26 protein-coding genes are annotated in these 26,835 nt (G+C 45.5%); 11 read left to right on the top strand and 15 right to left on the bottom strand.

Annotation, left to right across the window (positions count from 1 at the left end; all coding sequences use genetic code 11):
* Nucleotides 1-250 precede the first annotated feature (250 nt).
* Together metF and lepB are read left to right on the top strand one after the other, a co-directional pair.
* A complete protein-coding gene (gene metF / locus CVV44_18425) occupies nucleotides 251-1,108 on the top strand; it encodes a methylenetetrahydrofolate reductase [NAD(P)H] (protein PKL36194.1) in 858 nt (285 codons plus the stop codon).
* A gap of 52 nt (nucleotides 1,109-1,160) precedes the next feature.
* Nucleotides 1,161-1,685, top strand: coding sequence for a signal peptidase I (lepB, locus tag CVV44_18420; GenBank protein PKL36193.1), 525 nt, complete (start codon nucleotides 1,161-1,163; stop codon nucleotides 1,683-1,685).
* Nucleotides 1,686-1,693: 8 nt separating this feature from the next.
* On the opposite strand, the gene CVV44_18415 is transcribed toward lepB, so the two are convergent.
* The 5 genes from CVV44_18415 to CVV44_18395 are packed head-to-tail and all read right to left on the bottom strand — an operon-like array spanning nucleotide 1,694 to nucleotide 4,815.
* The gene (locus tag CVV44_18415; GenBank protein PKL36192.1) at nucleotides 1,694-2,617 is read right to left on the bottom strand and encodes a 5,10-methylenetetrahydrofolate reductase; all 924 of its coding nucleotides are present in this window, start codon (nucleotides 2,615-2,617) and stop codon (nucleotides 1,694-1,696) included.
* Nucleotide 2,618: 1 nt separating this feature from the next.
* Nucleotides 2,619-3,281 (bottom strand): hypothetical protein, encoded by a 663-nt coding sequence (locus CVV44_18410; GenBank protein PKL36191.1) that lies wholly within the window; start codon nucleotides 3,279-3,281, stop codon nucleotides 2,619-2,621.
* Nucleotides 3,282-3,300: 19 nt separating this feature from the next.
* Nucleotides 3,301-3,717: a hypothetical protein gene (locus tag CVV44_18405; GenBank protein PKL36190.1), complete on the bottom strand. Its 417-nt coding sequence runs from the start codon at nucleotides 3,715-3,717 to the stop codon at nucleotides 3,301-3,303.
* Nucleotides 3,714-4,100 carry a DNA-binding protein gene (locus CVV44_18400; GenBank protein PKL36189.1) on the bottom strand — a complete coding sequence of 129 codons (387 nt, stop codon included), beginning with the start codon at nucleotides 4,098-4,100 and terminating at the stop codon, nucleotides 3,714-3,716. The genes CVV44_18405 and CVV44_18400 overlap by 4 nt, the downstream gene beginning before the upstream one ends.
* Nucleotides 4,093-4,815: a hypothetical protein gene (locus CVV44_18395; protein ID PKL36188.1), complete on the bottom strand. Its 723-nt coding sequence runs from the start codon at nucleotides 4,813-4,815 to the stop codon at nucleotides 4,093-4,095. The genes CVV44_18400 and CVV44_18395 overlap by 8 nt, the downstream gene beginning before the upstream one ends.
* A gap of 173 nt (nucleotides 4,816-4,988) precedes the next feature.
* Between CVV44_18395 and CVV44_18390 the strand changes: the two genes are divergently transcribed.
* Entirely contained in the window at nucleotides 4,989-7,484 is a 2,496-nt protein-coding gene (locus CVV44_18390) for a hypothetical protein (GenBank protein ID PKL36187.1), read from the top strand.
* Between the two features lie 36 nt (nucleotides 7,485-7,520).
* Nucleotides 7,521-8,621, top strand: a complete 1,101-nt coding sequence (locus CVV44_18385; GenBank protein ID PKL36186.1) for a peptidase M20 — start codon at nucleotides 7,521-7,523, stop codon at nucleotides 8,619-8,621.
* Between the two features lie 10 nt (nucleotides 8,622-8,631).
* Here the strand turns inward: CVV44_18385 and CVV44_18380 are convergent, their stop codons facing one another.
* From CVV44_18380 to CVV44_18370, 3 genes are all read right to left on the bottom strand, one after another.
* Nucleotides 8,632-9,078: a hypothetical protein gene (locus CVV44_18380; GenBank protein ID PKL36185.1), complete on the bottom strand. Its 447-nt coding sequence runs from the start codon at nucleotides 9,076-9,078 to the stop codon at nucleotides 8,632-8,634.
* A gap of 241 nt (nucleotides 9,079-9,319) precedes the next feature.
* Entirely contained in the window at nucleotides 9,320-10,096 is a 777-nt protein-coding gene (locus tag CVV44_18375; protein PKL36184.1) for a hypothetical protein, read from the bottom strand.
* A 293-nt stretch (nucleotides 10,097-10,389) separates the two neighbouring features.
* Nucleotides 10,390-11,478, bottom strand: coding sequence for a hypothetical protein (locus tag CVV44_18370; protein ID PKL36183.1), 1,089 nt, complete (start codon nucleotides 11,476-11,478; stop codon nucleotides 10,390-10,392).
* A gap of 283 nt (nucleotides 11,479-11,761) precedes the next feature.
* On the opposite strand from CVV44_18370, the gene CVV44_18365 reads away from it, so the two are divergent.
* Both CVV44_18365 and CVV44_18360 read left to right on the top strand, forming a co-directional pair.
* A complete protein-coding gene (locus CVV44_18365) occupies nucleotides 11,762-13,024 on the top strand; it encodes a hypothetical protein (protein ID PKL36182.1) in 1,263 nt (420 codons plus the stop codon).
* Between the two features lie 132 nt (nucleotides 13,025-13,156).
* On the top strand, nucleotides 13,157-14,065 hold the full coding sequence (locus CVV44_18360; protein ID PKL36181.1) for a hypothetical protein: 909 nt from the start codon (nucleotides 13,157-13,159) through the stop codon (nucleotides 14,063-14,065).
* Between the two features lie 80 nt (nucleotides 14,066-14,145).
* On the opposite strand, the gene CVV44_18355 is transcribed toward CVV44_18360, so the two are convergent.
* Both CVV44_18355 and CVV44_18350 read right to left on the bottom strand, forming a co-directional pair.
* Nucleotides 14,146-14,877: a M23 family peptidase gene (locus CVV44_18355; protein PKL36180.1), complete on the bottom strand. Its 732-nt coding sequence runs from the start codon at nucleotides 14,875-14,877 to the stop codon at nucleotides 14,146-14,148.
* 284 nt (nucleotides 14,878-15,161) lie between these two features.
* Nucleotides 15,162-15,983, bottom strand: coding sequence for a hypothetical protein (locus CVV44_18350; GenBank protein ID PKL36179.1), 822 nt, complete (start codon nucleotides 15,981-15,983; stop codon nucleotides 15,162-15,164).
* A 341-nt stretch (nucleotides 15,984-16,324) separates the two neighbouring features.
* Between CVV44_18350 and CVV44_18345 the strand changes: the two genes are divergently transcribed.
* On the top strand, nucleotides 16,325-17,161 hold the full coding sequence (locus CVV44_18345; protein ID PKL36274.1) for a diaminopimelate epimerase: 837 nt from the start codon (nucleotides 16,325-16,327) through the stop codon (nucleotides 17,159-17,161).
* 15 nt (nucleotides 17,162-17,176) lie between these two features.
* Here CVV44_18345 and CVV44_18340 read toward each other — a convergent pair whose 3' ends face one another.
* Nucleotides 17,177-17,683 (bottom strand): hypothetical protein, encoded by a 507-nt coding sequence (locus tag CVV44_18340; GenBank protein ID PKL36178.1) that lies wholly within the window; start codon nucleotides 17,681-17,683, stop codon nucleotides 17,177-17,179.
* Nucleotides 17,684-18,044: 361 nt separating this feature from the next.
* On the opposite strand from CVV44_18340, the gene CVV44_18335 reads away from it, so the two are divergent.
* Both CVV44_18335 and CVV44_18330 read left to right on the top strand, forming a co-directional pair.
* Nucleotides 18,045-20,540, top strand: a complete 2,496-nt coding sequence (locus CVV44_18335) for a hypothetical protein (protein PKL36177.1) — start codon at nucleotides 18,045-18,047, stop codon at nucleotides 20,538-20,540.
* A gap of 142 nt (nucleotides 20,541-20,682) precedes the next feature.
* Nucleotides 20,683-21,606: a hypothetical protein gene (locus CVV44_18330; protein ID PKL36176.1), complete on the top strand. Its 924-nt coding sequence runs from the start codon at nucleotides 20,683-20,685 to the stop codon at nucleotides 21,604-21,606.
* Between the two features lie 56 nt (nucleotides 21,607-21,662).
* On the opposite strand, the gene CVV44_18325 is transcribed toward CVV44_18330, so the two are convergent.
* The 3 genes from CVV44_18325 to CVV44_18315 all read right to left on the bottom strand — a co-directional run bounded on the left by CVV44_18325 (nucleotide 21,663) and on the right by CVV44_18315 (nucleotide 24,440).
* Nucleotides 21,663-22,316: a hypothetical protein gene (locus CVV44_18325; protein PKL36175.1), complete on the bottom strand. Its 654-nt coding sequence runs from the start codon at nucleotides 22,314-22,316 to the stop codon at nucleotides 21,663-21,665.
* Between the two features lie 228 nt (nucleotides 22,317-22,544).
* Complete coding sequence (locus tag CVV44_18320) at nucleotides 22,545-23,222, bottom strand: hypothetical protein (protein PKL36174.1); 678 nt, start codon at nucleotides 23,220-23,222, stop codon at nucleotides 22,545-22,547.
* Between the two features lie 78 nt (nucleotides 23,223-23,300).
* Complete coding sequence (locus CVV44_18315; protein ID PKL36173.1) at nucleotides 23,301-24,440, bottom strand: hypothetical protein; 1,140 nt, start codon at nucleotides 24,438-24,440, stop codon at nucleotides 23,301-23,303.
* A 383-nt stretch (nucleotides 24,441-24,823) separates the two neighbouring features.
* Between CVV44_18315 and CVV44_18310 the strand changes: the two genes are divergently transcribed.
* Both CVV44_18310 and CVV44_18305 read left to right on the top strand, forming a co-directional pair.
* Nucleotides 24,824-25,585, top strand: coding sequence for a hypothetical protein (locus tag CVV44_18310; protein PKL36172.1), 762 nt, complete (start codon nucleotides 24,824-24,826; stop codon nucleotides 25,583-25,585).
* Entirely contained in the window at nucleotides 25,491-26,318 is an 828-nt protein-coding gene (locus CVV44_18305) for a hypothetical protein (protein PKL36171.1), read from the top strand. Before CVV44_18310 ends, CVV44_18305 begins: the two co-directional genes overlap by 95 nt.
* 39 nt (nucleotides 26,319-26,357) lie before the next feature.
* Here CVV44_18305 and CVV44_18300 read toward each other — a convergent pair whose 3' ends face one another.
* A complete protein-coding gene (locus tag CVV44_18300; protein ID PKL36170.1) occupies nucleotides 26,358-26,810 on the bottom strand; it encodes a DUF2147 domain-containing protein in 453 nt (150 codons plus the stop codon).
* Between the last annotated feature and the right edge of the window lie 25 nt (nucleotides 26,811-26,835).

Genomic DNA, 26,835 nt, shown 5'->3' with positions numbered 1-26,835 from the left:
TATTATTATATGTAGTAAAGTCTTTGTCAAGAAAATTATACATTCCATCCATACCGGGCAAGAATATTATTACAAAAATGCATATAAAAATAAGGGTGATCCTGAAAAATCGCAACAATATCGATTTACACGTACACATATTTCTGTGGTTTAAGACTGGTCCTCGTTATCGGAAAATTAGTATTGCAAAACTGCACTCCTTTCGTGTTATGGACTTTCTATAATCTGATGAATCAAGCAGGAATTGCCCATGCGACTGAATACTCTCTATAATAATAAATTTGCCGTATCCTTCGAAATTTTCCCACCAAAAACAGCCGAGGGAGAAAAAAATCTCTGGAAAGAGCTCGATATTCTGTCCTCGCACAAACCCGATTTCGTTTCTGTCACCTACGGAGCCGGTGGTACGACCAGGGTAAAGACCCTGGAAATCGCTCTTAAAGTACGGGACAAGTATGGCATTCCTCCCCTGGTGCATTTCACCTGTGTGGGAGCAGGAAAAAATGAAATCGAAGCGTACCTTCAGGAGGTCAAATCCCATGGAATAGAAAATATCCTTGCCCTGCGAGGCGACCCTCCCGTAGGGGAAAGCAGGTTTACACCGCATCCCGACGGTTTTTCCCATGCCAGCGAACTCATCGATTTCATAAAAAGCATCAATGGTTTTACCATTGCAGCGGCAGGTTATCCTGAAGGGCACCTGGAGGCTCCGGACCTGGATACGGATATTGATAATCTTAAAAAAAAGGTCGACGCCGGAGCGCAATTCATCATCACCCAGTTGTTTTATAATAATGATGCTTTTTACGATTTCATGGACAGTGTTGAAAAAAAAGGCATAGGAGTGCCTATTATTCCCGGTATCATGCCCGTGACAAGCCTGGCACAGATCCAGAAAATTACAGGCCTGTGTGGAGCATCGGTTCCCGACAGACTTCTTGGCATTCTCAAGAGCTGCGGTTCTAAGGATTCCATTTGTGAAGCGGGACTGGATTATTCCATTGAACAGTGTCATGAACTTAAAACATGGGGGGTGCCCGGTTTTCATATCTACACCATCAACAAATCCATGGCAGTTACACGCATTATGGATGCATTGGGATTGTAACCGTAAAAATGTTTTGACTTTTTAATACCGTTGCAGAGAAAGTTAAATTACTATGAGCCGCTCCGATAACATCGATACATCAATCATTAATACACCGGCAAAAATACTTATAGCTCTGGCAGGAATACTGGCGGGTTTTCTCCTGTCGAGGATATTTATTGTCCCTGTCACAGTACACGATACAGCCATGGAACCATCGCTGGAAAAGGGCCGCCATGTTATTGTTCTAAAGCATATCACGCCCGTGACCGGCGATGTTGTCCTGGCGGAAAGCCCCGGGGAAAAAGGACGATACTTCCTTAAAAGAGTTATTGCCCTGGAAGGGAACACTGTTGAAATACGGCAGAAGATCATTTATGTTGATAATAAAAAAATAGTCTTTCCCTGGAAGACGATTTCCCGTGACGCAAGAATATTCCCCATGAACTTCACCAGCAGGGACAACATGGTGGCAGTGAAATTGAAACGGGGCGAGTATTTCCTGCTCAATGACAATCTGGACATTCCCTCGGACAGCCGTGAACTTGGTCTTTTCACCGGAGACGCCATCAACGGCAAAGTCGTTTTTTCCTACTGATCATTCCTTCAGCCTCGCTGCTTCAGAAGTTTCGCTTTTTCAAGAATCTGCGATACACGATGCTCCCATTCAATGGCCATGAGGTGGATTCCCTTGATCCCATCTATGGCCCTGAGTTCATCAACTATCTCACAGCAGATGGCGATTCCCTCTTCGGCGGCTTTTTCTTTTGTGACACCGGCCATCCTCCTTATAAGATGCTCCGGAACAGTTACACCGGGCACCTGCTCTGCCATGTATCGTGCCATACCCGCCGATTTCAGGGGCATGATGCCGGCCAGAATATGGCATCTCTCATGAAGTCCCATGTCCACGACGACCTTCATGTAATCCCTGAACCTTTTCATATCGAAAATGCATTGCGTCTGTATAAAATCTGCGCCGGCATCCACTTTCTTTTTAAGGCGCAGGGGACGCATTTCAAAGGGTTCCGCAAAGGGATTCGCCGCGGCCCCGATGAACATCCCCGGCCTGCCCCTGAGTTCATCATCACTGCCCAGAACCTTCCCTTCATCGCGCATTCTTTTAACCATGCCCAGCATCTGGATGGAATCCACATCGTACACATTCCTGCAGCACTGCTGGTTCCCGAAGGACTGGTGATCACCGCTTATACAGAGGATGTTACGGATGCCCAGTGCCGAGGCCCCCAGGACATCGCTCTGGATGGCGATACGGTTTCGGTCCCGGGCGGTCATCTGCATCACCGGTTCAATGCCCATTCCGGCGAGGATAGAGGCAGCGGCTATGCTTGACATGCGCACTATGGCGGTTTGGTTATCGGTTATATTCACAGCATCGACAACGCCGCGCAGCATTTCCCCTTTTTCGCGAATTACTGCGGCGTCGTTCCCCCGCGGCGGCCCCAGTTCCCCCGTAACCACGAATTCGCCTGCATCGAGAAGGGACTCCAGCCTGCTTCCCGTCTTCATCTTAGCTGTTCCTCCGTTTTGCCGCAAATCGTTCCAGCACCAGGGTGCGCGGAACCTGGTTTTTCCATATCATGGGTTCCCGTACGGACAGAATATCCTCCAGCCTGCCCTGCGCCTTGAGCCTTTCGTAGATGGCGCACCAGGCACACTCCGACGATGGATTGACTTCGCACATACCCTTCTCGGAACCACCGCAGGGACCATTGAAAATACTCTTGGCGCATCTCGTTACGGGACAGATACCGCCGGTCCAGGCAAGCTGGCAGTCGCCGCAGGAACGGCAGTTTTCCTCGTACCATCCCAGGTCCCGGTTGACTCCGGTAAAAAGAGTGTTGAGGGCCGGAAACACGGGAAGCCGGGGATATCGCGCTGCAACGAATTGGACTCCGGCACCGCATGCCATGGAAAGAACCGCGTCGCTCTTCTGTACGAAAGGTCCCAGCTCTTCGACAAAATCCCTTTCGCACTGCCGTTCCACCGTGTATCTTTTTATATCAACTCCGCTTATTTCGGACCGTAGACGTATGGCCAGTTCATCCACCTCGCGCTGTCCGCCGGCCATGCACACGGCCGTACATCCGGCACACCCGGCGAGAAGAATTTTTTTATGCCCCGTGATCATTTTCATGATCTCTTCAATGGGTTTAATGTGGGCGATTATCATGCCGTTCTCCTTTCAGAAATCAACGTATATCCTTTTTTCTATGACATGCCCCACACATCAGCGGTCCTGCCTTTTTCTTCTTTTTCTGCATGAGGCGATGGCACCCCAGACACTGCACATGGTAGGCATCCATGATGCGCTGGCCATGATTGTTTTTCCCATCTCCATGGCAGTGTACGCAACGGATGTTCTCGTTCTCAGCCACAAGCACTGACTCTTCCAGAACGTTCACACCTTTTTGAAAAATGTGATGGCAGGAGCGACATTCGGGCACGACGGCCATGTGAAGGCCGTGAGGGAATGATACGGAAGGCCGCTGTTTATCATTATAATATCCCTCATTATTGAGGATGATAGTATCAGACTGCGCCATGAGGACACAGGTCATGGCAAAAATCAGTATGTAAATGCAAATCAATGTTCTTTCCGCGGTCATATCCCCTTCGGTCCTTTTTCATAATCCTCGCTGACTCCGTGCACGCGGCAGATCGACCGGGCCCAGGCGATCATGGATGAAACATCGATGCCCATGGGACAATAGCATCGGCGGCAGAGAACGCATTTACCCCAGATAAGATCCTTCATTTCCTCCAGGTCATCCATAGTGAGCCTTCGCCCTTTTTTGAACATGAGTCCCAGCGAACGCATGGCTTTGAAAGACGGCGTGCTGCGGGGATCGCCGTGGTTCCGGAAATGGAAACAGCTGCCCGAGCAGGCCCCGCATGAGGCACATACCGAAAGGAAATCCCGCATGTATTCCTTCTGACGAAGCATACTCTTCACCAGGGCCGCATCGACCTTTTTGACCATATCATCCATACAACCCTTCCCTCGTCTTTGCACTGCTCATCCAGCTCCGCCTCCCGCCGCCCAGGGCATATTCACTGCCGATCATAAAACGGGAAAAAAGAAAAAAGACCGGGTGGGAAAGTCTTGTCCATCCCAGCGCGATTATCAGAATCTCACCACTGAGAATGTGAAGAATGATCATCAAATCATAGGGACCCGTCTGATGATAGGCGAGCATTCCCGTAACAAATGGTGCGACTGCGGCGGTCAGAGCAGCGTGATCTCCGAATGATGTAAGCATCCTGACCCTTTTCAGAAAAATCCTTCGCAGCAGGAGCAGGAATGCAGAAACGATCACTGTAATGGCAAGAACATCGGAAAGAGCCTCGGGCATTGATACTATGCGCAGGCGCCACGACTGGAAAAGCAGTACATTATGGGCCATTAAAAACAGTGGAGTTGCGATGAGGCATCCATGAAACACCATGGTCGCAGCGGCCAGAAAAGGATCCCTGCCCAGGAGAGAATTTTTAACAGTAATGCGGATGCGTGTAGATAACAGCGCGGTGGACCCCGCAGTCCCGCCCGGGACAGACCATACTCCCAATGCCGGAGCAGCACACTCTCCAGGCGTATCAGTTGCAGAGGACATGCGCAGGAGCCGGATAATCTTCAGCACAATGCCGGTGACGCCCAGCAGCAGGGAAATCCACAGGATTGGCCCCAAAAGCAGAGTATATATCATTTGAGATTTCATTTGTTGCGATTTGACGGTAAAAGCATGAGCCATGTCAAATATTTTATTAATAAATCAATCATTCAAATTGGAATGCAATTCAGCGGTTTTTTGTTGACACGCCGTTCGAAACAAGGCATACTATAAACTTCCCCACGCAAACAATAAGCAGGAGAATATGCATGATCAGAGCAGTCATAATGGCAGGAGGAGAAGGGACACGACTCAGACCACTCACTTGCAACAGGGCGAAACCGATGATCCCTGTCATAAACAAGCCCGTTATAGAACATGCCCTGAACCTGCTGAAAAGCCATGGAATCGTCGATATCACCATCAGCCTTTTTTATCTGCCCGACAATATCCAGAACTATTTTACAGATGGTTCGGATTGGGATGTCAACATCTCATATTCCGTTGAAGAGACTCCCCTGGGTACAGCCGGCGGCGTTAAGCAGGCCATGGGAAAGCATGACGACACTCTTCTCGTTCTCAGCGGCGATGGCATTATCGACTTTGATATTACGGCCATCCTGGCTTATCACCGTGAAAAAAAATCTCCTTTCACCATCATCCTGAACCGCGTAAATACTCCCACGGAATACGGTATCGTAATTACCGATAGCGAGGGACTCATTGAAAAATTCCAGGAAAAACCTTCCTGGAGTGAGGTTTTCAGCGATACGGCTAACACGGGCATGTATGTCATAGAGCCCGATATCATCAACCGGTATGTGCCGAAGGACAGTAAATACGACTTCTCCATAGACCTTTTCCCCCTGCTGCGCAAAAAAAATATCCCGCTCTACGGGTACATAGCCGAGGGGTACTGGTGCGACGTGGGAAATCTCACTTCCTACAGGGACGTACATCACGACATTCTCGACGGACTTGTGAAAATCCAGATGCCCGGTACAAAGATAAGCAACAGGATATGGGTGGGCAAAGACGTGGAGATCGATCCCGAATCGGTTATCAAGGGACCGGTTCTTCTCGGCGATTTTGTCCGGGTCAAAAAGGGCGCCGAAATAGCGGAATTCTCCGTCATCGGCAACAACTGCGTCATTGAAGAGAGCGCTTCGATCAGAAGAAGCGTCATACTTCACAGCACAATCATCGGGCCCAAAAGCGAGCTGCGGGGCGCCCTGATCGGCAAACGATGCGTACTCCAGGAGAATGTCTCGGTCAATGAAGGCGCCGTCGTAAGCGATGACTGCCTGCTGGGCAACAATGTTTATATACCGGCAGGAACGCGCGTATGGCCCGACAAGATCATCGAGGATGGGACAAGGCTCAACACGGATCTTATATGGGGGCAGACCGAGAAGAAGACACTGTTCAGCACCGAAGGAATCGTGGGAACCTTTAATATAAAGATAACGCCTGAATTCAGCGCAAAACTCGGTTCGGCCCTGGGCGCTTACCTGGGAAAAAACGCGAAAATAATCGTCAGCAAGGACACCACGACAGCTTCCCACATAATAATGCAACCCTTCATTTCGGGACTTCTTTCCATGGGCGTCGATGTCTATGATATGGAGGTTGAGTCTGTGCCCATCAACCGGTATTCAACCCGGTTCGTCAAGGCAGACATGGGCTGTTACATACAAATTTCACCCCTGACAGGGCTCCAATTCATTCAGATACGGCTATTCGACAAACATGGATTCGAGATTTCACCCAACACTGAAAAAAAAATAGAAAACATATTTTACCGCGGAGACTTTCCACGTAAAGAGGCATTTGAAACGGGTCAGGTCATTTATCCCGCGCACCACATCGAATCGTATATCAAAAATGTGAAGAATTATGTTGATGCTGCAGTTCTCAGAAAGAAACGATGGAAAATCATCCTGGACTGTTTTCACGGTACGGCATCACACGTATTCCCCGATTTGCTCGATGACTTCGGATTCGAAACAACATTGATGCGCGGACAGATGAAGAGATTCGCCGGTGAAGAAGATACAAAAACCGCAACCAGGAAAGCGGTAAACAATATTGTCAGAATGGCAAAAATCAACCGGGATATAGGCGTTATGATCGGCCCCCATGGAATAAACGTCAGCATCATCGACGAGCTGGGGAACATCCTCACCGATGACGATGTCAGTCTCATTCTATCACTTTATTATCTTAAATACAAAGACACAGAGACAATCAACGTCCCCGTAACTACATCAAGGACCATAGAGAAAATGATTATTGCCAATAACGGCACAGTCAACCGAATCAGTTCAAAGACAAAGGCACCGCAGAATGTGACTGACATATTCTACGGAGATGAGGACGGCGGCCGGTATCCCTACCTTGAACAGGCTTATGATCCCATGATTACATTTCTCCGGGTTATGAAATTCCTGGCACTCGAGGATAAATCCCTCCATGAAATTAAGGATTCACTTCCAAAAAGCAATCTGGTGAACATAACTATTCCGTGCACCTCCGAGGAAAAAGCCGCGGTCATGAGAATGCTCACGGCCGATACGGATCCATCAAAGATCGAATTGATCGATGGAATAAAAATTTCAGAAGAAGACTCCTGGATACTGGTCCTTCCCGACGCAACACAGCCCATCCTGCATCTCTATGCCGAGGGTGACACCATGGAAAAACGCGATCATCTTATCGACGAGTATTCGGTCAGAATTAAAAAATTCAAGACAAGCCTGTCCTGATACAATAAGGTCATTAATATTTATAAAGGAGATTTTATGCATCCAATTAATAAAGAAAGGCTCATTTCGACATTCATGGAACTGGCTTCCATATCCTCTCCGTCATGGAAGGAGCATGAAGTACTGGATTATATTACGGATCGATTTACCGCCCTGGGAATACCCTATAAAAAGCATGCCTGCAGCGACTCCTTTAATCTGCTGGCTACGGCCCGCGGCACATCCGAAAAGAAACCAATTCTCCTTTCGGCGCACACTGACACAGTGGTTCCCTGTGATTCAATCAAACCAGTCATAAACGGAAATAGAATCATGTCTGATGGAAATTCCATCCTCGGCAGCGATGACAAAGCGGCCATAGCCATGTTCATCGAGGCCCTTGAAATTGCCAGGGAAACCAAACTTCCCCACGGACCGGTGGAAATACTGCTTTCATGCGCTGAAGAGCTGGGCCTCCTCGGCATAAAAAATTTTGATATGAGCCTGATCAAATCAAAACGGGCCTTTGTCTTCGATAGCGGCGGTCGAGTGGGTAAAATTGTGATTAAAGCCCCCTATCATTCGTCAATGGAAATCACCATAGAAGGAAAGGCCGCCCACGCAGGGATGGAGCCGGAAAAAGGTATCAGCGCCATTTCTGTTCTCGCGGCAATTATTGCCGCACTCCCCAATGGAAGAATCGACGATGTCACCACTATGAATGTGGGAATTATTTCCGGCGGAAGAGCAACCAATATCGTGGCAGAGGAAGCATACTGCAAACTTGAAGTCCGCTCCATCGACAAGAAGAAAATGCTCATGGTGGAAAAAACGATACGCGAAACCATCAGCGATTTAACAAAAAAAGCAGGTGCCAGAGCCGTTATTCACCGCGAACTGGAATACCCCGGCTTCTCGATCAGCGAAGAATCAGACATAGCAAAATATACCTGCAAAGCCCTTACGAATATCGGCATCAAGCCGGAATTTGAGATTTCCGGCGGAGGAAGTGACACCAATATACTCAACAGGGCCGGTATAAAGGCCATCAACCTGTCCTGCGGCATGCAGAAGGTCCATACGACAGGAGAATACATTGACATAAAAGATCTGGTAAACGGGACAAGACTGGTCTTATCACTTATAGAAATGGCCTGAACGGGTCTATTCACCGGGCCATTTTTACGATAAAATAGGCTCCGCAAAGAAGCGTAAAGGGCATGCTGAGAAAGTAAAAGGCCATTTCTTTTTTTTCCACAACGGCCTGTTCGTATATCCTTTTACCGAAATAGTTTATATGGTAGTTGGCGGGATTCTTTGCTCTACGGTAAATGTTTATTCCAATCCGCACTTTTACCGCAACCAGGAAAAGAAAAATAAATCCCGACTCCAGGATCAGGATAAAATCCACATTCAGCTGCTTTAATATTCCCGGACTTGAAAGCACGATGACAGCCAGTATCATTGCCGTAAAAATATTAGTAAAGGTCGTAACAATGAAACCCCGGAAGTCATTGTTCGATTTGCTGGAGATGTAACCGATCATATATTTGATATGAACAAGAATGGAGAACTGCGTCAAAAATATGAGGGAAAGCACAAGAAGGACTTTCATACTATTTACTGCTATATCCATTTCTTGGAAAGGACAAAAGCATAGAACCGGAATAATATATCTTTCTATTTCTAAACAACATCAGTTACCCGCAGGTCATAAATAATTGTAGGATTCATATTCCTTCACAACAGGGGGCACAACACCACGAAAGTCCGATATACACTGATTTTATGCCGCCCCGTCGCTGCAGACAATACACATTCAACTTCCTGTTCCGGCTACCGGAGTTGTTCCGGTCTTAATCACTTACCGGAACAAAATTCGCCGCATCCTTGATGAGCTGTTTGGTGACTTCAAGAATAATCGGATCCTTACTGTCCTTACAGTATACCGACTGATTTATAATAGGACTCATCCGCGTCACACCCTGGTTCCTGTAATTAAGCTCAAACACAAGATCAGCACCGCTATTGCTTAATGAAAAGAAAAAATTCATCTGCTCCGAGGTTTCATCGTCGGGATCTAAAAGAAAAACACGGAAACCGTTTTTCCACCTTCTCACCCGGTCAGAGTTCTGCTGGAGGACTTTGATATATTCAATCGCCTCCTTATTGGGATTGACCTCGTCCTGCTTGCCGTTTAAAATATCTTCCTTCATTTTTTTAAATTTTTCTTCGGTAAATTCATTTCGGGGTCTGGCTGAATATTTAAAACTATCCCGATCTACGAAATAACGCACAACAAGGTCAACTTTCCCATCGGAATTACGATCCTGTATGAGTGTTATTTCACGCTGACCTGCCTTGAATTTCCCTATGACAACATTTGTTTCAACATCAATGCTTTGAACAAAGGCATAATCTTCATTGGTTTTAGGAACAGGAAGCTTTTTCAGATCACTTATTTTTAATGGAATTTTTGCTATGTATACGCCCCGTTCTACATTAGCCTGGATAGACCCTCTCCCGCCGGCGGACCAAAGGGCGACACCACCGATTATAACTATGAATCCCGTTATCAGACTAATAATTGATCTTTTCAAAATAATTCCTCCCTTATTGTGAATAATTTCCATACAATTTATAGGTACCTTTGTAAAATCAGGCTTTTCCGCTGATAGCACCTGTACAGGAACATCCATAATTCAGTGAACCGTTCCCTTTCAATTTACACACAAAGCTGCTGCGTGTTTGGCATTAAATTACAGGTGTGTGGGATATTAATCAAGTCAGATTTCACTGTAAATTAAAAAAATAATATTGCAAATGTTGTCACACAAAAAGACCGCCCGGTAAAACCCTGTAATATACTGAAGGCGTCACCCATGCGGTCTCTTGTATATAGACAATTTTACAGAAATATATTGGATTAGAGCTGCTCCCCCGTATCCAGATCAAGATTTTTCGTTCCCTTGGATGTAAAAACTGCCAGCTTATCCTCTTTTAATTCCAGTTTGCCTTCATTTTCAATGTTTTTACGCCACAGGACCGGTCCTTCCGTTGATGCACAGTATACATAATCACCCGAGGCAATGTAAATTTTATCATCTTTCTTTATGGGATTCTCCACAACCTTTCCTTCCCATAAGACCTTGCCGTTTTTGATAAAATATATTTCATAGCGGGTAACCAGAAGCCTTCCATCGGGTTTCGGCATCTCCTTTTCCTGCTTTATGACCGTAGCAATCTCCCTTATGACCTCCACGGGTTTTACTTTCACCTCAATCATCTCTTTATTATCTTTCTGGAAATCCTCGACGGCGAATTTTTCTATCTTTTTATCTGAAATCACCACCTCATTCCTGGCCTGCAGAATAACAGCTGTGATGGCTTCTTCGGGGGCCTTTGCCGTTTCAGCGGCGAGAATTTTTTCAACAGCCGCCTCCGCCTTTGTCACTTCTTTTTCCGTAATGACAATCTTCCTTTCCTTTTCAATGGCAGGCGCCGCTTCTAAAACCCTGTCCATGCTTTCCTCGAGCTGTTTGATACGTCTCGCCACTTTTACTTTGCCATTGAAAACCTTAATTCTCGTTGTCTTCATTGCATCGGCTTCAATAGTGAATGTTGTCCCCCGCACCGCAGCAACGGCCGTGGGTGTTTTTACAATAAATTTTTCAGACTTAAGAAGTTTCTTGGGCTTGCACAACATCTTCCCCACTCCCAGTCCCACGGTCGTATCCTCCATATCTCCTTTTCTCATTAAATTGGAAATAGTTGCATTTGATTTTTCTTTGATCCGGATAATGGAACCGCCGATGCGTACATCACAGAATGAATCTGCTCCGGTTACTATTATATCCTTTTCCTTTATCAAAGAACCTATTTCCACGGCGATATTATTTTTCAAGACATCACCGAGCATGAAGGTAATCATGGCGTATTCATCTACCTGCTCTTTGGAGCAGCTGAAAAAACCGGTCAACAGGGCTATTGAGATGAGAGCAATTGTTCTTTTCAAAGAGAGCCTCCTTAAAGTGGATCACCATGAGTGATGGTTGGTGCACCTGAATAAGTGATTGGCGCACAAACCTTATATCGCATATGTTTGTCTATGATACCATAATAAATTCAAGATAATGACAATTAAATAGTAAAAAAATGTTTTTTTGCATTTATTTTTCTTTACGGCGCCCGGAAAGAGGGTAATTATACACAAAGGAACTACAATTGTCAAGCTGCAGATCGGCGCAGCTAATGGTGAAAAAAAGTAACCCACAGAATTGACAATATTCGCTGCAAACATGAATGAAAAAATTAAGAATGTATTAACCTGGTCAATTATCGGCGATGCCCTGGGAACGACTCTTGACGGGATGGGAAAAGCCCATATACGTGCAGTCTTTGGCGATATTTCCGGCTACATCGATCCATCCCCGGCCCTGAAAGGGAAGATGCAGAAATGGAGAAAGCCGGGCCTTTATTCATCCATCTCACAAATGCAGATACTTATGGCGGCAATCACAAAGGGAAACGCCGTCGATCATAAGGCTTTCATGGAACTGATACGGCAGGCTCCGGAAAATGCTGAAACCGGAACCCGTATTTTTCGCTATCCCGACCCGGCGGAAAGCGGCCTTATCCTCTCTGGCATGGAAACCGGTGACAGGACCGGCAACTCCTTAACCAGTGCAAGGATCATTCCCCTGGTGATCCCTTCCGCATTAAAGACAAAAGACCCCCATACCGCTGCTCTGAACGCAGCCCGTATTATAAAACCGGCAACTGATGATGCCATGACCGTCTCGGGAGGCATGATCATGGCGCTCCTTACGGCAAGCATGGGCAGTAACAGGGCATCATCTCCCGACAATATCCTCCATGACAGTATCACAGTTATAAACGAATGGCTTGCCGCAGTGGAACCATCCCCTCATATTTTCTTTGAGATGGGATTTAATCCCGATTCCCTTTTAACGGCGGCACATCACTACAGGAATGCCATTGATGCCGTTAAAGAAAAAAAGGACACGGGTGATGCGGAAAAGGTTATCGTTGCCGCCGTGAATACCACACTGAAAACCCCTTCCACCAGGGCAACTATCAATCATCCCCTGGCCATCCTTCCCTTCGCTCTTTTCCTGCTGCATAATTTGCACCGGGACCCCGAATCGCTCCTGTTTCGCGTCGTACAGGAAGGAGGGAATTCCGCAGCCCTGGCCGCCATTACCGGTGCGCTGGCAGGCTGTTATTTCGACAGCAGTATCATTCCCGGTATTTTACAGCAGGACATGGTGAATCGAAAAAGAATTCATCTACTTATTGAAGACATATCATCGGGAAAACTGCCGAACGAATTACTCCTGGATTTTCTACAATCCGAGGCGTCACTCACGGCCAAAATGCATCAGGAATTGAAGGCAAAACTGAAACACCAGAAGGAGCCGGTGGAGAAGAAGAAAAAAGCGCCTCACACACGGGAACAGGAACTGGCTAAACATGTAGTGGAAAGCTGGACAAAAATTGACCGTGCCCGTTATAAAAAGGAGCTTCGTAAAAAGCCATAAATTTGTATATTCCGTTGTTTATATGAATAAAACATTTGACAAATTGCCAATAAAATAGTAAATATAGCATAGTAATGCCCGTTGATACAAAAGGATTATTGTGTCTTTTGAACACGCTCAGGGAGGAATTTAATGATACGTAAAATCACCAGATCGCTGGCCGTTTTGTGTACTCTGATTATAATACTACAATTTACCGAAGCACATTCCGGCGATATCCCCTTCAAAATAGTTGAAATTGAAAATATTTCACGGTACAATGAAGACAGAGTTGCCTACCAGCACGTTGAAAAAGACATCTCCATGACTATTGACAATTCCATCACCTGCCTGCTTATAGTTAAAGATAGCAAGATATATCTGTTTCGTGACGGCTATGACAGTCCCGACGATGTGGAGACGCAGCGCCTTATCCTTGAAATGGAAAACCGCCTCATCCCGGATCTCTGGAAAAATAAAATCGATAGCAAACCCGACTATGTACGGATAACGGAACGCCGCGTGGAGATGATGAAAAACGTCACGCAGGAATTTGTTACAAACAATTTTGGTGAATTTTACACCAGTGTACGGTCTAACTTTCTGCAGAAGCATGTTAACATTTTCAGGGCCATGATGATCAACAGAAGGGAGTCGGGCCTGTATGTTGAAAGACATCCATTACCCAAAAAAGTATATGATGACGGCCCCACTAAATATTTCACATCAGTTACGGGAAAGACCATTGATGAAAAAATTTATTATGCCGAAGATGGCGACGGTGATAATATAACCGAAACCTTCACGGTTCATATACCCGATGGATTTAACTGGGGCTTCAAATCAGGGCCTAATATCATATTCATCAACAGCAATAAACAGGAAGATGTTAAAAACATCATAGGAAAACTGGCTTATGAAGCATATTATGGCAGCCCCGAGGAGGGTGAACTGATTAAAAAAGAATTCCCCAATCAGAATCAGGTTAATGACATGATCGACGATATTTACAAAACTGTCGACCCCTATGTGGAACAGATTGAGAAGGGTCAGCACAAATAGCATTCTGTATATTGCCATTATATGAAATAAAAAAGGGCCATCAGGCCCTTTTTTATTTCATATATTATTCACTATTTATACTATCTTATATGCCTGAACATATGAGCCTGGGGGATATCCTCGCGTGGCGGAAGAAAATCCAATGGATTGAGGGGAATATCATTATACCGGATTTCAAAATGAAGATGGTTTCCCGTTGAGTTCCCTGTACTTCCCACAAAACCGATTATCTGCCCTTTCCTGACATAGTCTCCATTTTTAATGAGAATGACCGAATTATGGGAATAGCGGGTAAAAAAATTATTCCTGTGTTCCACATATATTGTCTTGCCATGACCTTCGGCATAGCCGGTATATACGATTTTACCATCCATTGCTGCAACAATTATTGATCCCTTGGTAGCGGGCATATCAGCTCCTGTATGCAGTTGCCCCCAGCGTATACCGAACGGTGAGCTTATTCTCTCCGCTTTTGCCAGCGGCCATATAAATTCATCCTGCTTGCTCGACGACTCTTCTCTGGTTATACCCTTCGCACCGAGCTCCTGAAGATACGTCTCTGAAAAGGGGATGAAGATATAATCGCTGCTCCGATACTTCGCTCCATTCAACTCATCCACATCCTGAATGGATATGCCGTATTTTTCCGTAACTGCCTGCAATTTCTTTCTGGACTCAAACATCACCCAGCATCCCAGCTTTCCCCTGTATTGCTGTATATATTCATTATCAATATATATTTTCTCTCCGGCAAAGACTCCGGAATAAATGTTTATCACAATTAATAATACCAAAAGTATTCGTTGCCTCATTATAAAAAATAGACCCCCATTTTTAAAATAAATAGTATAGTGAGGTGATAAAGAGACTTTATAAATCACCTTGAAGATATATTCTTGCGAGTACAAACAATGTAGAATTCAGATTTCCCATTATTGGAACCGGATATTAAACATCCCCGCAAAGTATAACTGACAAGCACATCAATAATCATTATTCAGATTGAACAAATTGGCAGAGGCGCGTAAAAGAGTTTTTTTATGGCACTACATTCCTCTGTATTTGTCAAGAATATTTATTTTAAATATGCTTACAACTAACGCACTCCTAAAATAATAGATTCCATGTAATCAATAGAATAATCTCTTTTCACATGCTGCCTGTTCAGGCAGTAATTATCCCTGGTGATCACGTTGGATCCGTAATCAGTAGAAAAGACTCTGTCATACCCTGAATTGATGGTCATTTCAACAATCCCGGCATCATACCTTCCATACGGGAAAGCATAATAATCTATCTTTTTATCCAGGTAGAGCTCCATAATTCTTCCTGCCAGATGTATTTCCTCAAAGAGCCTCATTCTTGAATCCAGATCCCCCGCTTCTGAAAATTCCGTCAGATCCTCATGGCTCTGTGAATGACATTGAATGTCTACAAGGGATCTGTCCATTTCCATTAATTTTTTCCAGGAGATCATTTTCTTTGATCGGAAATGAACAAAATCCGTATAAACAAAGAGAGTAACGGGGTAGTTGAATTCCAGGACGAGTGGCCATAATTTTTCATACATGGACAGAAAACCATCATCAAAAGTTAATACTATAACTTTATCATCAAAGGGAACAGGGTTCTCCAGTCGTTCAATCAGTTCACGAAGCGGGATTACCCTGATATTTTTTTCCCTGATAAGCTGAAAATGGGACCGCAAAACATCACTATTCACTGAGAATGGGCCTTTACCGTCTATATTATGGTACAGTAATATAGGTACGGCCAGGAGTCGTGAGCGGATTTCTCGCTCTTTGTGCTTCCATTGTACCGTCTTTTCATCGGTAGTGGACAATATACCGCTGTAAATATACAGGGCCGACGCGAGGGATATAAAAAGAAATATGAATAACACTATATACTTTTTCATGAGGCTCCTTTCAGCCTGTTTGTCTATTGCAGGTACTTTTAAAAACCGGTATTTACAACAACCAAATAATGCCAACTACCTGTTTTATCCGATGTTGCGCTCGGAAAGGGACCACATTTTCATCGTTTCTAGGAGTCCCCTTTTATGTATCGATACATTGTGCTGATAAGTTTACAGGATATTTCCTTTGTTACCTTTGCGTTGAATTATGTTCCGGATCTTATAAACGGTATAGAAAAAATGTAAATGACCACCTGTTCCCCGTAATTCTCTTTACAAAAATAATTGACGCGGATATAGTATCACCGACAATCAACATAAAGAAAGAGGAACCTGCCATGATCACCTTTACGAAAATGCACGGCACCGGCAATGATTATATCTATATAGACAACAGGGACAACCGGATTAAAAAACCGAATGAACTGGCACAGGAAATGAGCGACAGGCATTACGGAATCGGCAGTGATGGGCTCATACTCATTATGAAATCGGCAACGTCTGATTTCAGAATGAGAATGTTCAACGCCGATGGAAGTGAAGCGGAGATGTGCGGCAACGGCATCCGCTGTTTCGCCAAATATGTTTTTGATCATGGACTGACGGACAAGAAAAGCCTGGATATTGAGACCCTGGCCGGCATTAAACATCTGGAGCTTACAATCCACAATAAAAAAGTTACATCGGCCATGGTCGATATGGGAGAACCCATACTGCGTCGTGACAGGATACCCATGTTGGGAAAACCGGGCATGGTGGTCAGCGAAATCCTGCAGCTACCCGACGGTGCCAGTTTTGAAATAACGGCCCTCTCCATGGGAAATCCCCATTCGGTTATATTCGTAGAGGATGTAGAGCGTTTTCCCGTAGAAAAATACGGCCCCATTATCGAGAGCCACGATTTTTTTCCCCAGCGGACCAATGTTGAATTCGTTCAGATAGTCACCAGGGATGAAGTGATTCAGAGAACCTGGGAAAGGGGATCGGGGGAAACCCTCGCCTGTGGTACAGGGGCCTCGGCTGTCACCGTTGCCTCGATTATTACAAAGCAGACGGACCGGCAGCTTACCATACACCTGCGGGGAGGCGATCTCAAGACCGAGTGGCGGGAGGAAACAAACCGCGTATACATGACCGGTCCTGCCGTGGAGGTATTTCAGGGGCAATGGCCGGCCTGATTTTTCCCTCATTTATTATTCAAAATTCTCCACGACGATAACTTCATTAAACCCTTCAGTTTTTGAAGGAAGTTCCTTTTTCAGATTGAGACCGGTGAGGACGTGAGCTGGAACCTGGATGGCATTGTTTTTATTCTTTTCGATACATACCTCCAGGGACGTGTTGAGAAAAACTATACCGATCGATTTTTTCAGTTCTTTCGCAAGGGAAATAAAACGCTTCCTTGATTTTTCATTGGTAAAGGTATTGATAATAACAACCTTTTTCTTGTCATGAAGAAACTGTTCTACAAGCCGGCGCTCCACATGCTTTACCATAAAATCGGTTTCTTCGGAAAAATGCTGAGATTCCCAGGGCATTCCAAAATTCGTCATTTCAAATATCAGCTTCCGCAGTTCCGAACGGCTTACCCTGTACCGGTCCTTGCCCATAAAGTATTTCTTCGTAAATTCTGTTTTTCCTGAACCGTACAGACCGCCCACCAGTACGATATCAAGAGAATGGAAGGGGGTTATATTCATTATTCGATCTCACCTTTTTGCCGGATTCCAGGTCAATAGTACCTGGAAATCAGGACTAAATTTTTGATCACCATACATCTCAGGGAAAGAGTATATATCCTTTTTTAAATATCAATTACATTTTTCCCATAATTCTCCCGATATTTTTAAATCATTACATCAATAAAATGTTGCATTGCCAAAAAAATAATTATATCATGGTCTTGAGTATAAAATTATTTATTCTACCGTAAAGTTACTAATGAGAGTACTTTTATAAGGGAACCTCTAAAAATTGGATTTTGGAAGTTCCCCTGTGGGCACAAACATTGGAAAAATCATCTTTACAAGCTGCCCATAAATAAACAATCCCAGGAAAACGATGGCAAGCCGGGTTAACATCGAGAAGGTCCACCTTATTCCTCATTTCCATTTTGATTTCGAATGGTGGAAAGAGGAGCCCTACCATGAGGATGACGCCGTGCTCATCATGGAAAAAGCTTTTAGCCTGATGCGGGAATTCCCTTCTTTTACCTATGTCATCGACACCATTCTTCCCCTGAAACGATATCTTGAAAAATATCCCCATGGGCTTGAAGAGATACAATCATTCATACGTGAAGGTCGGCTGGAACTGGTAGGAGGCACCATCGTGTCACCCGATGAACACCTTCCCACAACGGAAGGACTCATCCGCCAGTTTTATGAGGGAGAAAAATGGTATCATGAACTTATGGGGATACATGTCTCAACGGCCTGGGAGATAGACGAGTTTTCCCATCCTGCCCAGCTGCCCCAGATACTGGCGCTCAATAATATCCGCGCCGTAGTCTTTTCCAGGGGAGTGAAGCCCTACTACGCACGACACCCTGTTCTTTTCCGATGGAGCGATCCTGCCGGGATCCGTACTATCCTGGCCTACTGGTGGGCAGGTCACTACAGTACATGCCTTCCCACCAAGAAGACTACACTGCTCAATATCATAAAGTTCACCAGGGACATGCGGGCTCGTATTGAATATGAAGGCAGACGCTCTCCCGTCTCAACAATCATGATCCCCCTGGGCGGGGATTTTACCTTCCCCCACGAAGACTGGATAGCCTTCGTCGAGCACTGGAACAAACACGAAAAGGTCAAACTTGAATTCTCCATTCCCTCGCGATACTTTGATATCGTTGAGAGAGAAGAGTTACCGATTCACAGGGGAGGATATGGCCCCGTTTTCAACGGCGTATTCTCTTCACGGGAATTGCTAAAACAACGCTCGCGCTACATGGAAAACCGCATTGTTGCAGAAGAAAAAAAGACTTCGATCTGTTCACTGCAGGGAATGGATTTCCCCGATGAATCATTCCGGGATGCCTGGCGTCTTATCCTGAAAAGCGATTTTCACGATACCCTCTGCGGCACCGGCACAGACCGGGTCTACCGGAAATCCCTGGAACGCTATCGCAATGCCGAATATATACTGAACGCTATCAGGGACAAACGGCGAGGCTTCCTGTCGGGAATCATCGGACAGAAAGGGTGGTATGCCTTTAATCCCCTGAGCTGGTCCAGGGAAGAATCCATCATCATCGACGGCCATCGCAGTCTTGTGAGGATACCGGCTCTGGGCCTCCACCGTCTCGACGAGATCAACCGAGAGGATACACTGCATATAACGCAGAATTCCCTGGAAAACGAATTTGTAAAGGTCCATGTCGATCCCGCAACGGGGTCCATCAATATTTTCGACAAAACACAAAAAATTTTCATCTTCAACCGTCAGGAAAACAACCTGAAGGTCGAGGATGATGTGGGGAACCTATGGGTCACCATACCCACGGGCAGGGAGTACGGTCTTGATCTCAAGGAACTGGAAGTCCAGCGCCTTAAAAAATTCGAGGCCGAAATCTCTATCACCCTCAAGAACGAATTTGTCACTATTGACAAAAAAATACTGCTCCAGGCCGGAAGAAAACGCATCGATGTAATGACGGGTATCACCTTCTCCGGAAAGGACAAGCGAATTGATGAGACCTTCCCCTTTTCCTTTCCCGGAACATGGTATATCGAGGAGCCGGCCTGGGTAACGGAAAAAAGCTCTGGTATATTCCCCGTCCAGAACTTCGTCCTCTACAGCGAAGGTGACTATAACGTTGGCATTATCAATTGCGGCATCCCCGGACATTCTCTCGAGGATAATACCTGCCGCATGATTCTCCTCAGGAGCGTATCCATTTTTTCCTGGGCCTTCTTCAAGTGGCTGGGAAAAAATTTCCGACTCATATTCAAAGTAGCACAGAAATCGCTTACGGCCATGTTCGAAGGACTTAAAACATTTGAATATCCCCTGTATCCCATTCACGGCGTCATACTGCGCGACTGGGCTTCAGAAGGAACCAACACGGGATTCGGCACCCTGGATTTTAAAAGCCATCTGAAGGCTCACCTGACTTTTTACCGAGAGGCTCAGAGCTGGGAGCGCGGTGAACACTTTTTCCGCTACGCCATAGTTCCCGGCGTGAAGGATGTGGAGGAAATAATACGCCTGAGCCTTGAACTGAACAATCCCCTCACCCCCTTCCCCTTACCGGGAGGCGGCAGCGGGGAGAGCCTCTCCCTGATAAAGGGAGATCTTGACGGAATAATGATTGCGGCATTTCATCCGCACAGCGGAGGCTACCTTCTCCGCTGCCGCGATATTACCGGAACAACCCATGAGGCCTCTATCATTCTTAATTTTCCCTGCATGAGCATAAAGCGCCTAGACCATCTTTTCAGCGATGCGGGGGAAGAGATAGGAGCCGGGAGCAATACCATCACGTATACATTCCGCCCCTATGAGCTGGCGCTGTTTCATATCGTCTTTACTCCCGGAGGGAAAAAGGCCTGACCGGTTTACTCAACATGCGTTGCCACATCTCAATAAAAATGCAGGGTGTTTCCCGTTTCACATCACTTAAAAACATTGACAGGGATTCCCCGTGCACATACAAACATAAATATCCGTACACCACAAATACCGGAGACGCGTTATGATATATCCGTGGAAATTTCCAATGTTTTCAGGATTCAAAAAACACAAGCTCACATTCCCGAAAAAGAAAGTACTCATCCTGGAGGGAGGCGGTATGCGGGGGATATTCCCGACCGGTGTACTGCAATGTTTTACTGACAGAAATTACTTCCCCTGGAAGCTCGTCATCGGCTCATCGGCCGGGGCCCTGGCAGGCACTGCCTATATAGCCCGGCAGATATTTATGGCCCGCGACGCATTTTTTTCCAAGCTCCTGAAGGGCAAATTTATTTACCTGGCCAATATCCTCAGCAGTGAAAAACATATACTGGATCTGGACTGGATGATAGACACCATCGTTCGCGGCAGGGAACCCCTTGACGAATGGAGACTTAAGAAAGAATGTCCCGTTCTTATAACGGCAACCCACATCCGGTATGACGGCCCGCCGGAAACAATCTACCTGCACTCAAAAAAAGACGATATCTTCACCGCCCTTAAAGCCACAGCGGCCATCCCCTATCTCTACAAGGGATTTGTCGAATATGGCGGCCACCGCTTCCTGGACGGCGGGCTCCTGGATCCCATTCCTTACATGAAGGCCCTGGAAATGGGCTTCCGTGAAAAAGATATTCTTGTCGTGGTTACCAGGCCACGGGGATACCGGAAGAGATCCGAATCCTTCTGGATACGGACGTTGTATGAAAACTATTATCGCGACCCGAAATACCGGAACCTGGTGAGTTCCATGGAGAACCGGTTTGAAAAATATAACAAGATCCTGGACGACCTGGAAAACCGCTATACCGGCATCGATGTCATCTATCCTCCCCCAAAATTTGACGTGGACCGGCTTACCAAGGATGAAAAGAAAATTCTCATGGGTTTCGAACAGGGAGTACACGAGGCAAACCGATTTCTGCTGCCCCATATATATCCCTAGAACCAGCCCGCTGCACTGCATATCCCGGCAAAGGGAATATGCAGTGCTTCAGCATGTCAGTAATTCCAGCCCAGAAATCCAAAGGCGAGAATGTTCATCGACACGGGGACTGCATAGATGATCCCCACGGTGATCAGTTTATTCCGCATTTCCCTGAGACTGATGACCAGGATAGCAGCACAGAAAAAATGAAAATAGCCGATAAGAAATACGAGCCATATTCCTGCGAAGGAGCGGTACCAGAAGGGATATTCCCATACCAGGTGTCCTCCCTTGTTCAGCAGGGCCTCGACGAAGACACAGAAGGCTGAATAGATCACGGCCCAGAACCACTTTTCAGGAACGCCCAGGATTTTTTCCGTGGTACTTTCCGAGAGTGTATGATAATAAATAATACCGATGATGAGAAACATGAACATAATCTCGATGTTCCATCCCACCATGGTCCTCAAGGCAGTGTCTCCCGGTGTCGTCCAGAAAGCAGACCTGCCGCTGAGATGCATGACCCAGCCATTCCAGGTCTCGTTAAAAAAATCCACTCCGAAGATGGTCAGACCGGCAAGGACAGCGTTCCAGTTCCCTGTTCCACGGGCCAGTTTAATCTCCTTGGTGTACACATAAAAGACCAGCGCAAGAAGGGGAATAACATACCACTTCAGCATGGAAAGATCTCTCAGGCCGTTCAGGGCCTGCAGCGTAGCTTCTGTCATGGGATACCTCCTGTTTTTGACGCCAGGGGTCAGAGCCCCTGTACATTATTAAATGAACATATGAACATTATATTTATTTATTTATTATAGTATAATTATGTCAATTACATTTCAGGACAACAAGTCCTCCCTTAGAACAAAGGTGATCATGCATGCTCATAGGAAGGTTTATAATTTGATAGTTTTCAATTCGCGTTAAAGAAGGTAAAATGGTGAGGGATGTAAGTATTATTGAGAAACGACATCCCAGAGCTTTTTATCGGGGATACCCCTTTCCAGTATTGTTATTTCAGTAATAGAGGGTATGTTGGCCTTTACTGTTTGCCTGAAGGCCTCTTTAAAAAGAAGCTCTGACCCCTGCAGGGGAGTTATATCCTTCTCAATAACGGGAACTTCCACATCCACAACGCAGAGCTTTTCATTCTTCGAAATGTTATCCACGTCCGTAATCCAGATATTACGTATTTGAAGCTCTACGGGCACCATGATCGAGGTATTATCGAATTGCGATCCCTTGCGCACCGTGTTGAAGAGATAGCGGACAAATCTCTCATCACTGGGGAATCCCATGATTTGCCTTTTTTCTTTAAAGATGGTCTCTCCGTCAAGACCGGGCAGATATACCTCAATCTCCCGCTTGTCTTCCATGATAGGAATGGTAGGGAATATACTGAATATATTCTTATCGGTATGATAGCAGAACATAAGATAATCCAGCAGAAGAAGGGACCCGATGCCAATGAGGAGAAAACGATTCCGGTCCTTCACATTGGTCCTGGACCTTTCCATGATCGAATCCCTGAAGGCGATGACCCTTTTCAGTTCCGGGTTTTCCGGCAATGCCCGGAGAATCTGCTTAATTCGATTAAATGATTCGATTATCCTGTTTTTAATGGTTAAAATCATAGTTATTCCCATTTCCCATGAATATCATGCATGTACCAAATCTCACGACAATATGTCAATCCATAAAATCAAACAGCATTATTTTATCATGGCATTATACTGTTGTATAAACTGCACGACACCAAGAGCGATACCCTGGGCAATATCCTGCTGATAGTCATTTTTCAGGAGATACTGCGCTTCTCTGGTATTGGTTATAAATCCCACCTCAACAAGTACTGCCGGCATGAGAGATCCCCGCAGGACATAAAAATCGGCCTTTCGCACACCACGCGATTTAAACAGTTTAATCTTTCCGTCAAGGCCCTTCTGCACCGATGCAGCCAGCATGGAACTCTCCTTTTGTATCTGGGTAGTGATCATCCTTGCCTCTATATATTCGATATCACCGTATTTTTTCTTCCGGAGCGCCTCATCTTCCAGGACAATGACATTATTCTCCAGGGCTGCCGTATTCCGCGCCTCTTCGTTCGTTGGGTTCTGTGAGAGAAAATAGGTTTCAAATCCCGAAATACGGGTAGAAAGGGAAGCATTGACATGAACGCTTATGAAAATGCCGTTAGTGTTTTTTTTCAGCTTGTTATTCCCTATATCGGCACGCTGGGAAAGTTCGATAAAACGGTCATTGTTCCTGCTGAGATGGATTGATATCCCCTTCAGTCTTTTTTTCAGGGATGCCGCCAGGTATCGGGAAATGGACAGGGTGATGTGTTTTTCCTTTATGCCTCCCCTGCCGATTGCGCCTGGATCTTTTCCTCCATGGCCGGGATCAATAATGATAAAGGTTATGCGATCACGTTTCTCCGGTATTTTATCACTGTCGCGTTTAATAGCTGAGCCGCGCAACTCCTGTAATATAAGCGTATTCCCGCGGACTATGGCTTCCCTGTCCTCCAGAAAGGAATCTATTGTGGATTGCGCCAGAGAAAGGGGGAGCAGAACGTCTCCGTCCCTGCGCAAAACGGGGATTGTGTCTTTTTGAAGCCTCCCGTCAATGAGCATGCAGGAATATCCCGTGGTATATACGGCAACATGATTACGATAATAGAGCGTCCCCCTGCCAAGATATATATCGTAGGAATGTTCCGCACCCAACCTGCCGGTAAGATCATAAAGGGAAACATACCTGTCTCCCCCGATTGTTATTATATCCATGTCCCGGCTCCCCGTTGTACCGTGAACAAAAACGACAAGCACCAGGGGAAGCAGGAATTTCATATAAGTCTTATTGATTCTCAAAACATATATCCTTGCACACTGCCTTGCTCTTTCAGTACTCAATAGATTCGGTTACAATGACAATAGCGTCAAGATAAATTCCGGCCGATGAGTAGCTACCCCTAAAATAGCTTGAAAATAACACCACTTTCTATTAATGTTATCGTTACATTCATCCATTTTTGAATTGAACAAAACAGGTAAAAAGCATGGTTCAACCCTCGGGATGAATAGATCTCCCGATTTATTTGCCTGTAGCAGGGATAAGTCTTGACTGAAAAAGCCGTATCTGAAATCTGCTTATACAGGGCGTAAAACGTTGTACCCCTTATAAGCAGGCTGGTATAGAACAATATAAATATCAGAGTATACTGGAAAAGAGCATGAAAAAACATCACAGTAAAAAATTAACGGCAACAACAGTGGGGAGATCCATTCCCTTCATAATACTCATCATTGCATCATTCATTCTGACCCTATGCAGTAAAGATACCGAAGTCAATATAAACGAATCCAGGGACAGCATGACGGCTATCATCACCTCCCACAACACATCGGTAAGAATTGAACCGTATGTTTTTTCCGCACGGGTTACTCTGCTGAGCAAGGGAGATACGGCCGATCTCCTGGATAAATCGGCAGAAAAAACCTGGATCGGCAAGGACTGCAACTACTGGTACCGGGTCCGCCTTAAAGACGGCATGACGGGTTGGGTATTCGGGTCGACACTGAAAATTCTCAAAACCACCGATACAAAAGAAATCAATGATGTGGTAAGCGAATTCTGGGATCAGGAAACGGAAGAACTGACCGGGGAACTGTCGGGCAAGTGGTGGAGCGTAAACCGCTTCGGTGATTTCACCAATCACGGCCTCGATATGGACTCCAATGGGAAATATCGTTCCTATACAAAGGGAAACGAAACGAATGCTATTGAAGGAGAGTTCAACTTCGATCTGGCCAAAAGTGAAGTAATCTTTCTCGGCGGCACATCCTTTAAAACTAACCTTAAATATGTAAAGCGTGGCCAATCATACATCCTCTTTGAAAATGACAACACGGAAAATGAAATCCGCTTCAAGAGAATCCAGGAAGGTGAAAAGATATCGGAAAAGCAGGGCGCCAATGAAAATAAGGATAAATAAATATCTCGCCCAGAGCGGATTCGGTTCCCGGCGAAAGGTGGAAGATCTGATATCGGCAGGACGTATCAGGCTCAACGGTCTTGTCGTTGAAGATTTCGCTACGCAGGTTGATCCCGAAACTGATATGGTTTCCCTTGACGGTAAACAAGTTGCACACAACGAAGAAAAATACTATCTTATAATGAACAAACCCAAGGGCTACATCACTACATTGAGCGATGAAAAGGGAAGACCCATTGTAATGAATCTTGTCCCGGAAAAATATAAACGAGCCGGCGTTTTCCCCATAGGGCGGCTCGATAAGGACACGGAGGGCCTTCTTCTGCTTACTAATGACGGAGACCTGGCCAACAGACTTACCAGCCCCCGCTCCCATATAACAAAGGTATATATGCTTGAACTTGACAAACCTCTGGTGGATCGCGATCAGGGAAAAATTGAAAAGGGAATTTTTCTCCACCAGCTCAGCATAAAGACAAGGCCATCACTCATTGAGAAAATTGAACCAACGGGAAAACGAATTACAATCACCATCATCGAAGGTAAAAAAAGGCAGATACGATACACTTTTAAAAATTTCGGTTACAAGGTATTAAAATTGAGACGCGTAGCCTACGGTCCCCTTACTCTTGAAGGCATTAATAAAGGGGATGTAAGAGCCCTCAAAGCGAAAGAAATAAGGGAACTTAAAAATTTTATCCCAGAGAGTGCTGAACGCATCAGGAAACGTTGAATTAAAAAAGCGGGCTTTTTATCACCCGCTTTCAGTTTATCACTGTGTTTTTATCCAGTATTGACTCCGCCCTATGAGCGAAAATCCGATATATCCACGAACCTCCAGTTTCTTTCCGCCATCCTTAAGCCGGATCAGGCATTTATAGGTCTCTCCGTTATCGGGATCCATTATAAATCCGCCGCTGTATTCATCATCGTCTTTTTTGAGGCCCCACATGATGGTCATTCCCAGCACCGGTTTATTCTTGAATTTCCCCTGACACTTGTCACATAAAGGATTCGGATCTTCACCGGGTTTCAGAATCAGCTTTTCAATTTTACCATAAACGACACCGTTCTCTTCCCATACCTTCATTATGGATTTTGCTTCACCGGTTTTATCATCGATGGTTTTCCACATCCCCGCAGGCGAACCGTTGCCGGCGAGAAGATTCATGGAAACCGCCAAAACCAGCACAAAAAATGAGCCTAGCAATACACATTTTTTCATTAACTGCCCCCTATACTTTAGAATA

The organism is Spirochaetae bacterium HGW-Spirochaetae-1, from assembly GCA_002839375.1.
Taxonomy (GTDB): Bacteria; Spirochaetota; UBA4802; order UBA4802; family UBA5550; genus PGXY01.
This window is presented reverse-complemented; position numbering and strand designations above follow the sequence as displayed.

Bases quoted from the DNA above. Each gene is read 5' to 3' on its own strand.
- metF (PKL36194.1), top strand. From the start codon at position 251: ATGCGACTGAATACTCTCTATAATAATAAATTTGCCGTATCCTTCGAA.
- lepB (PKL36193.1), top strand. From the start codon at position 1,161: ATGAGCCGCTCCGATAACATCGATACATCAATCATTAATACACCGGCA.
- CVV44_18415 (PKL36192.1), bottom strand. From the start codon at position 2,617: ATGAAGACGGGAAGCAGGCTGGAGTCCCTTCTCGATGCAGGCGAATTC.
- CVV44_18410 (PKL36191.1), bottom strand. From the start codon at position 3,281: ATGATAATCGCCCACATTAAACCCATTGAAGAGATCATGAAAATGATC.
- CVV44_18405 (PKL36190.1), bottom strand. From the start codon at position 3,717: ATGACCGCGGAAAGAACATTGATTTGCATTTACATACTGATTTTTGCC.
- CVV44_18400 (PKL36189.1), bottom strand. From the start codon at position 4,100: ATGGATGATATGGTCAAAAAGGTCGATGCGGCCCTGGTGAAGAGTATG.
- CVV44_18395 (PKL36188.1), bottom strand. From the start codon at position 4,815: ATGATATATACTCTGCTTTTGGGGCCAATCCTGTGGATTTCCCTGCTG.
- CVV44_18390 (PKL36187.1), top strand. From the start codon at position 4,989: ATGATCAGAGCAGTCATAATGGCAGGAGGAGAAGGGACACGACTCAGA.
- CVV44_18385 (PKL36186.1), top strand. From the start codon at position 7,521: ATGCATCCAATTAATAAAGAAAGGCTCATTTCGACATTCATGGAACTG.
- CVV44_18380 (PKL36185.1), bottom strand. From the start codon at position 9,078: ATGAAAGTCCTTCTTGTGCTTTCCCTCATATTTTTGACGCAGTTCTCC.
- CVV44_18375 (PKL36184.1), bottom strand. From the start codon at position 10,096: ATGGAAATTATTCACAATAAGGGAGGAATTATTTTGAAAAGATCAATT.
- CVV44_18365 (PKL36182.1), top strand. From the start codon at position 11,762: ATGAATGAAAAAATTAAGAATGTATTAACCTGGTCAATTATCGGCGAT.
- CVV44_18360 (PKL36181.1), top strand. From the start codon at position 13,157: ATGATACGTAAAATCACCAGATCGCTGGCCGTTTTGTGTACTCTGATT.
- CVV44_18355 (PKL36180.1), bottom strand. From the start codon at position 14,877: ATGAGGCAACGAATACTTTTGGTATTATTAATTGTGATAAACATTTAT.
- CVV44_18350 (PKL36179.1), bottom strand. From the start codon at position 15,983: ATGAAAAAGTATATAGTGTTATTCATATTTCTTTTTATATCCCTCGCG.
- CVV44_18340 (PKL36178.1), bottom strand. From the start codon at position 17,683: ATGAATATAACCCCCTTCCATTCTCTTGATATCGTACTGGTGGGCGGT.
- CVV44_18335 (PKL36177.1), top strand. From the start codon at position 18,045: ATGGCAAGCCGGGTTAACATCGAGAAGGTCCACCTTATTCCTCATTTC.
- CVV44_18330 (PKL36176.1), top strand. From the start codon at position 20,683: ATGATATATCCGTGGAAATTTCCAATGTTTTCAGGATTCAAAAAACAC.
- CVV44_18325 (PKL36175.1), bottom strand. From the start codon at position 22,316: ATGACAGAAGCTACGCTGCAGGCCCTGAACGGCCTGAGAGATCTTTCC.
- CVV44_18320 (PKL36174.1), bottom strand. From the start codon at position 23,222: ATGATTTTAACCATTAAAAACAGGATAATCGAATCATTTAATCGAATT.
- CVV44_18315 (PKL36173.1), bottom strand. From the start codon at position 24,440: ATGAAATTCCTGCTTCCCCTGGTGCTTGTCGTTTTTGTTCACGGTACA.
- CVV44_18310 (PKL36172.1), top strand. From the start codon at position 24,824: ATGAAAAAACATCACAGTAAAAAATTAACGGCAACAACAGTGGGGAGA.
- CVV44_18305 (PKL36171.1), top strand. From the start codon at position 25,491: ATGACAACACGGAAAATGAAATCCGCTTCAAGAGAATCCAGGAAGGTG.
- CVV44_18300 (PKL36170.1), bottom strand. From the start codon at position 26,810: ATGAAAAAATGTGTATTGCTAGGCTCATTTTTTGTGCTGGTTTTGGCG.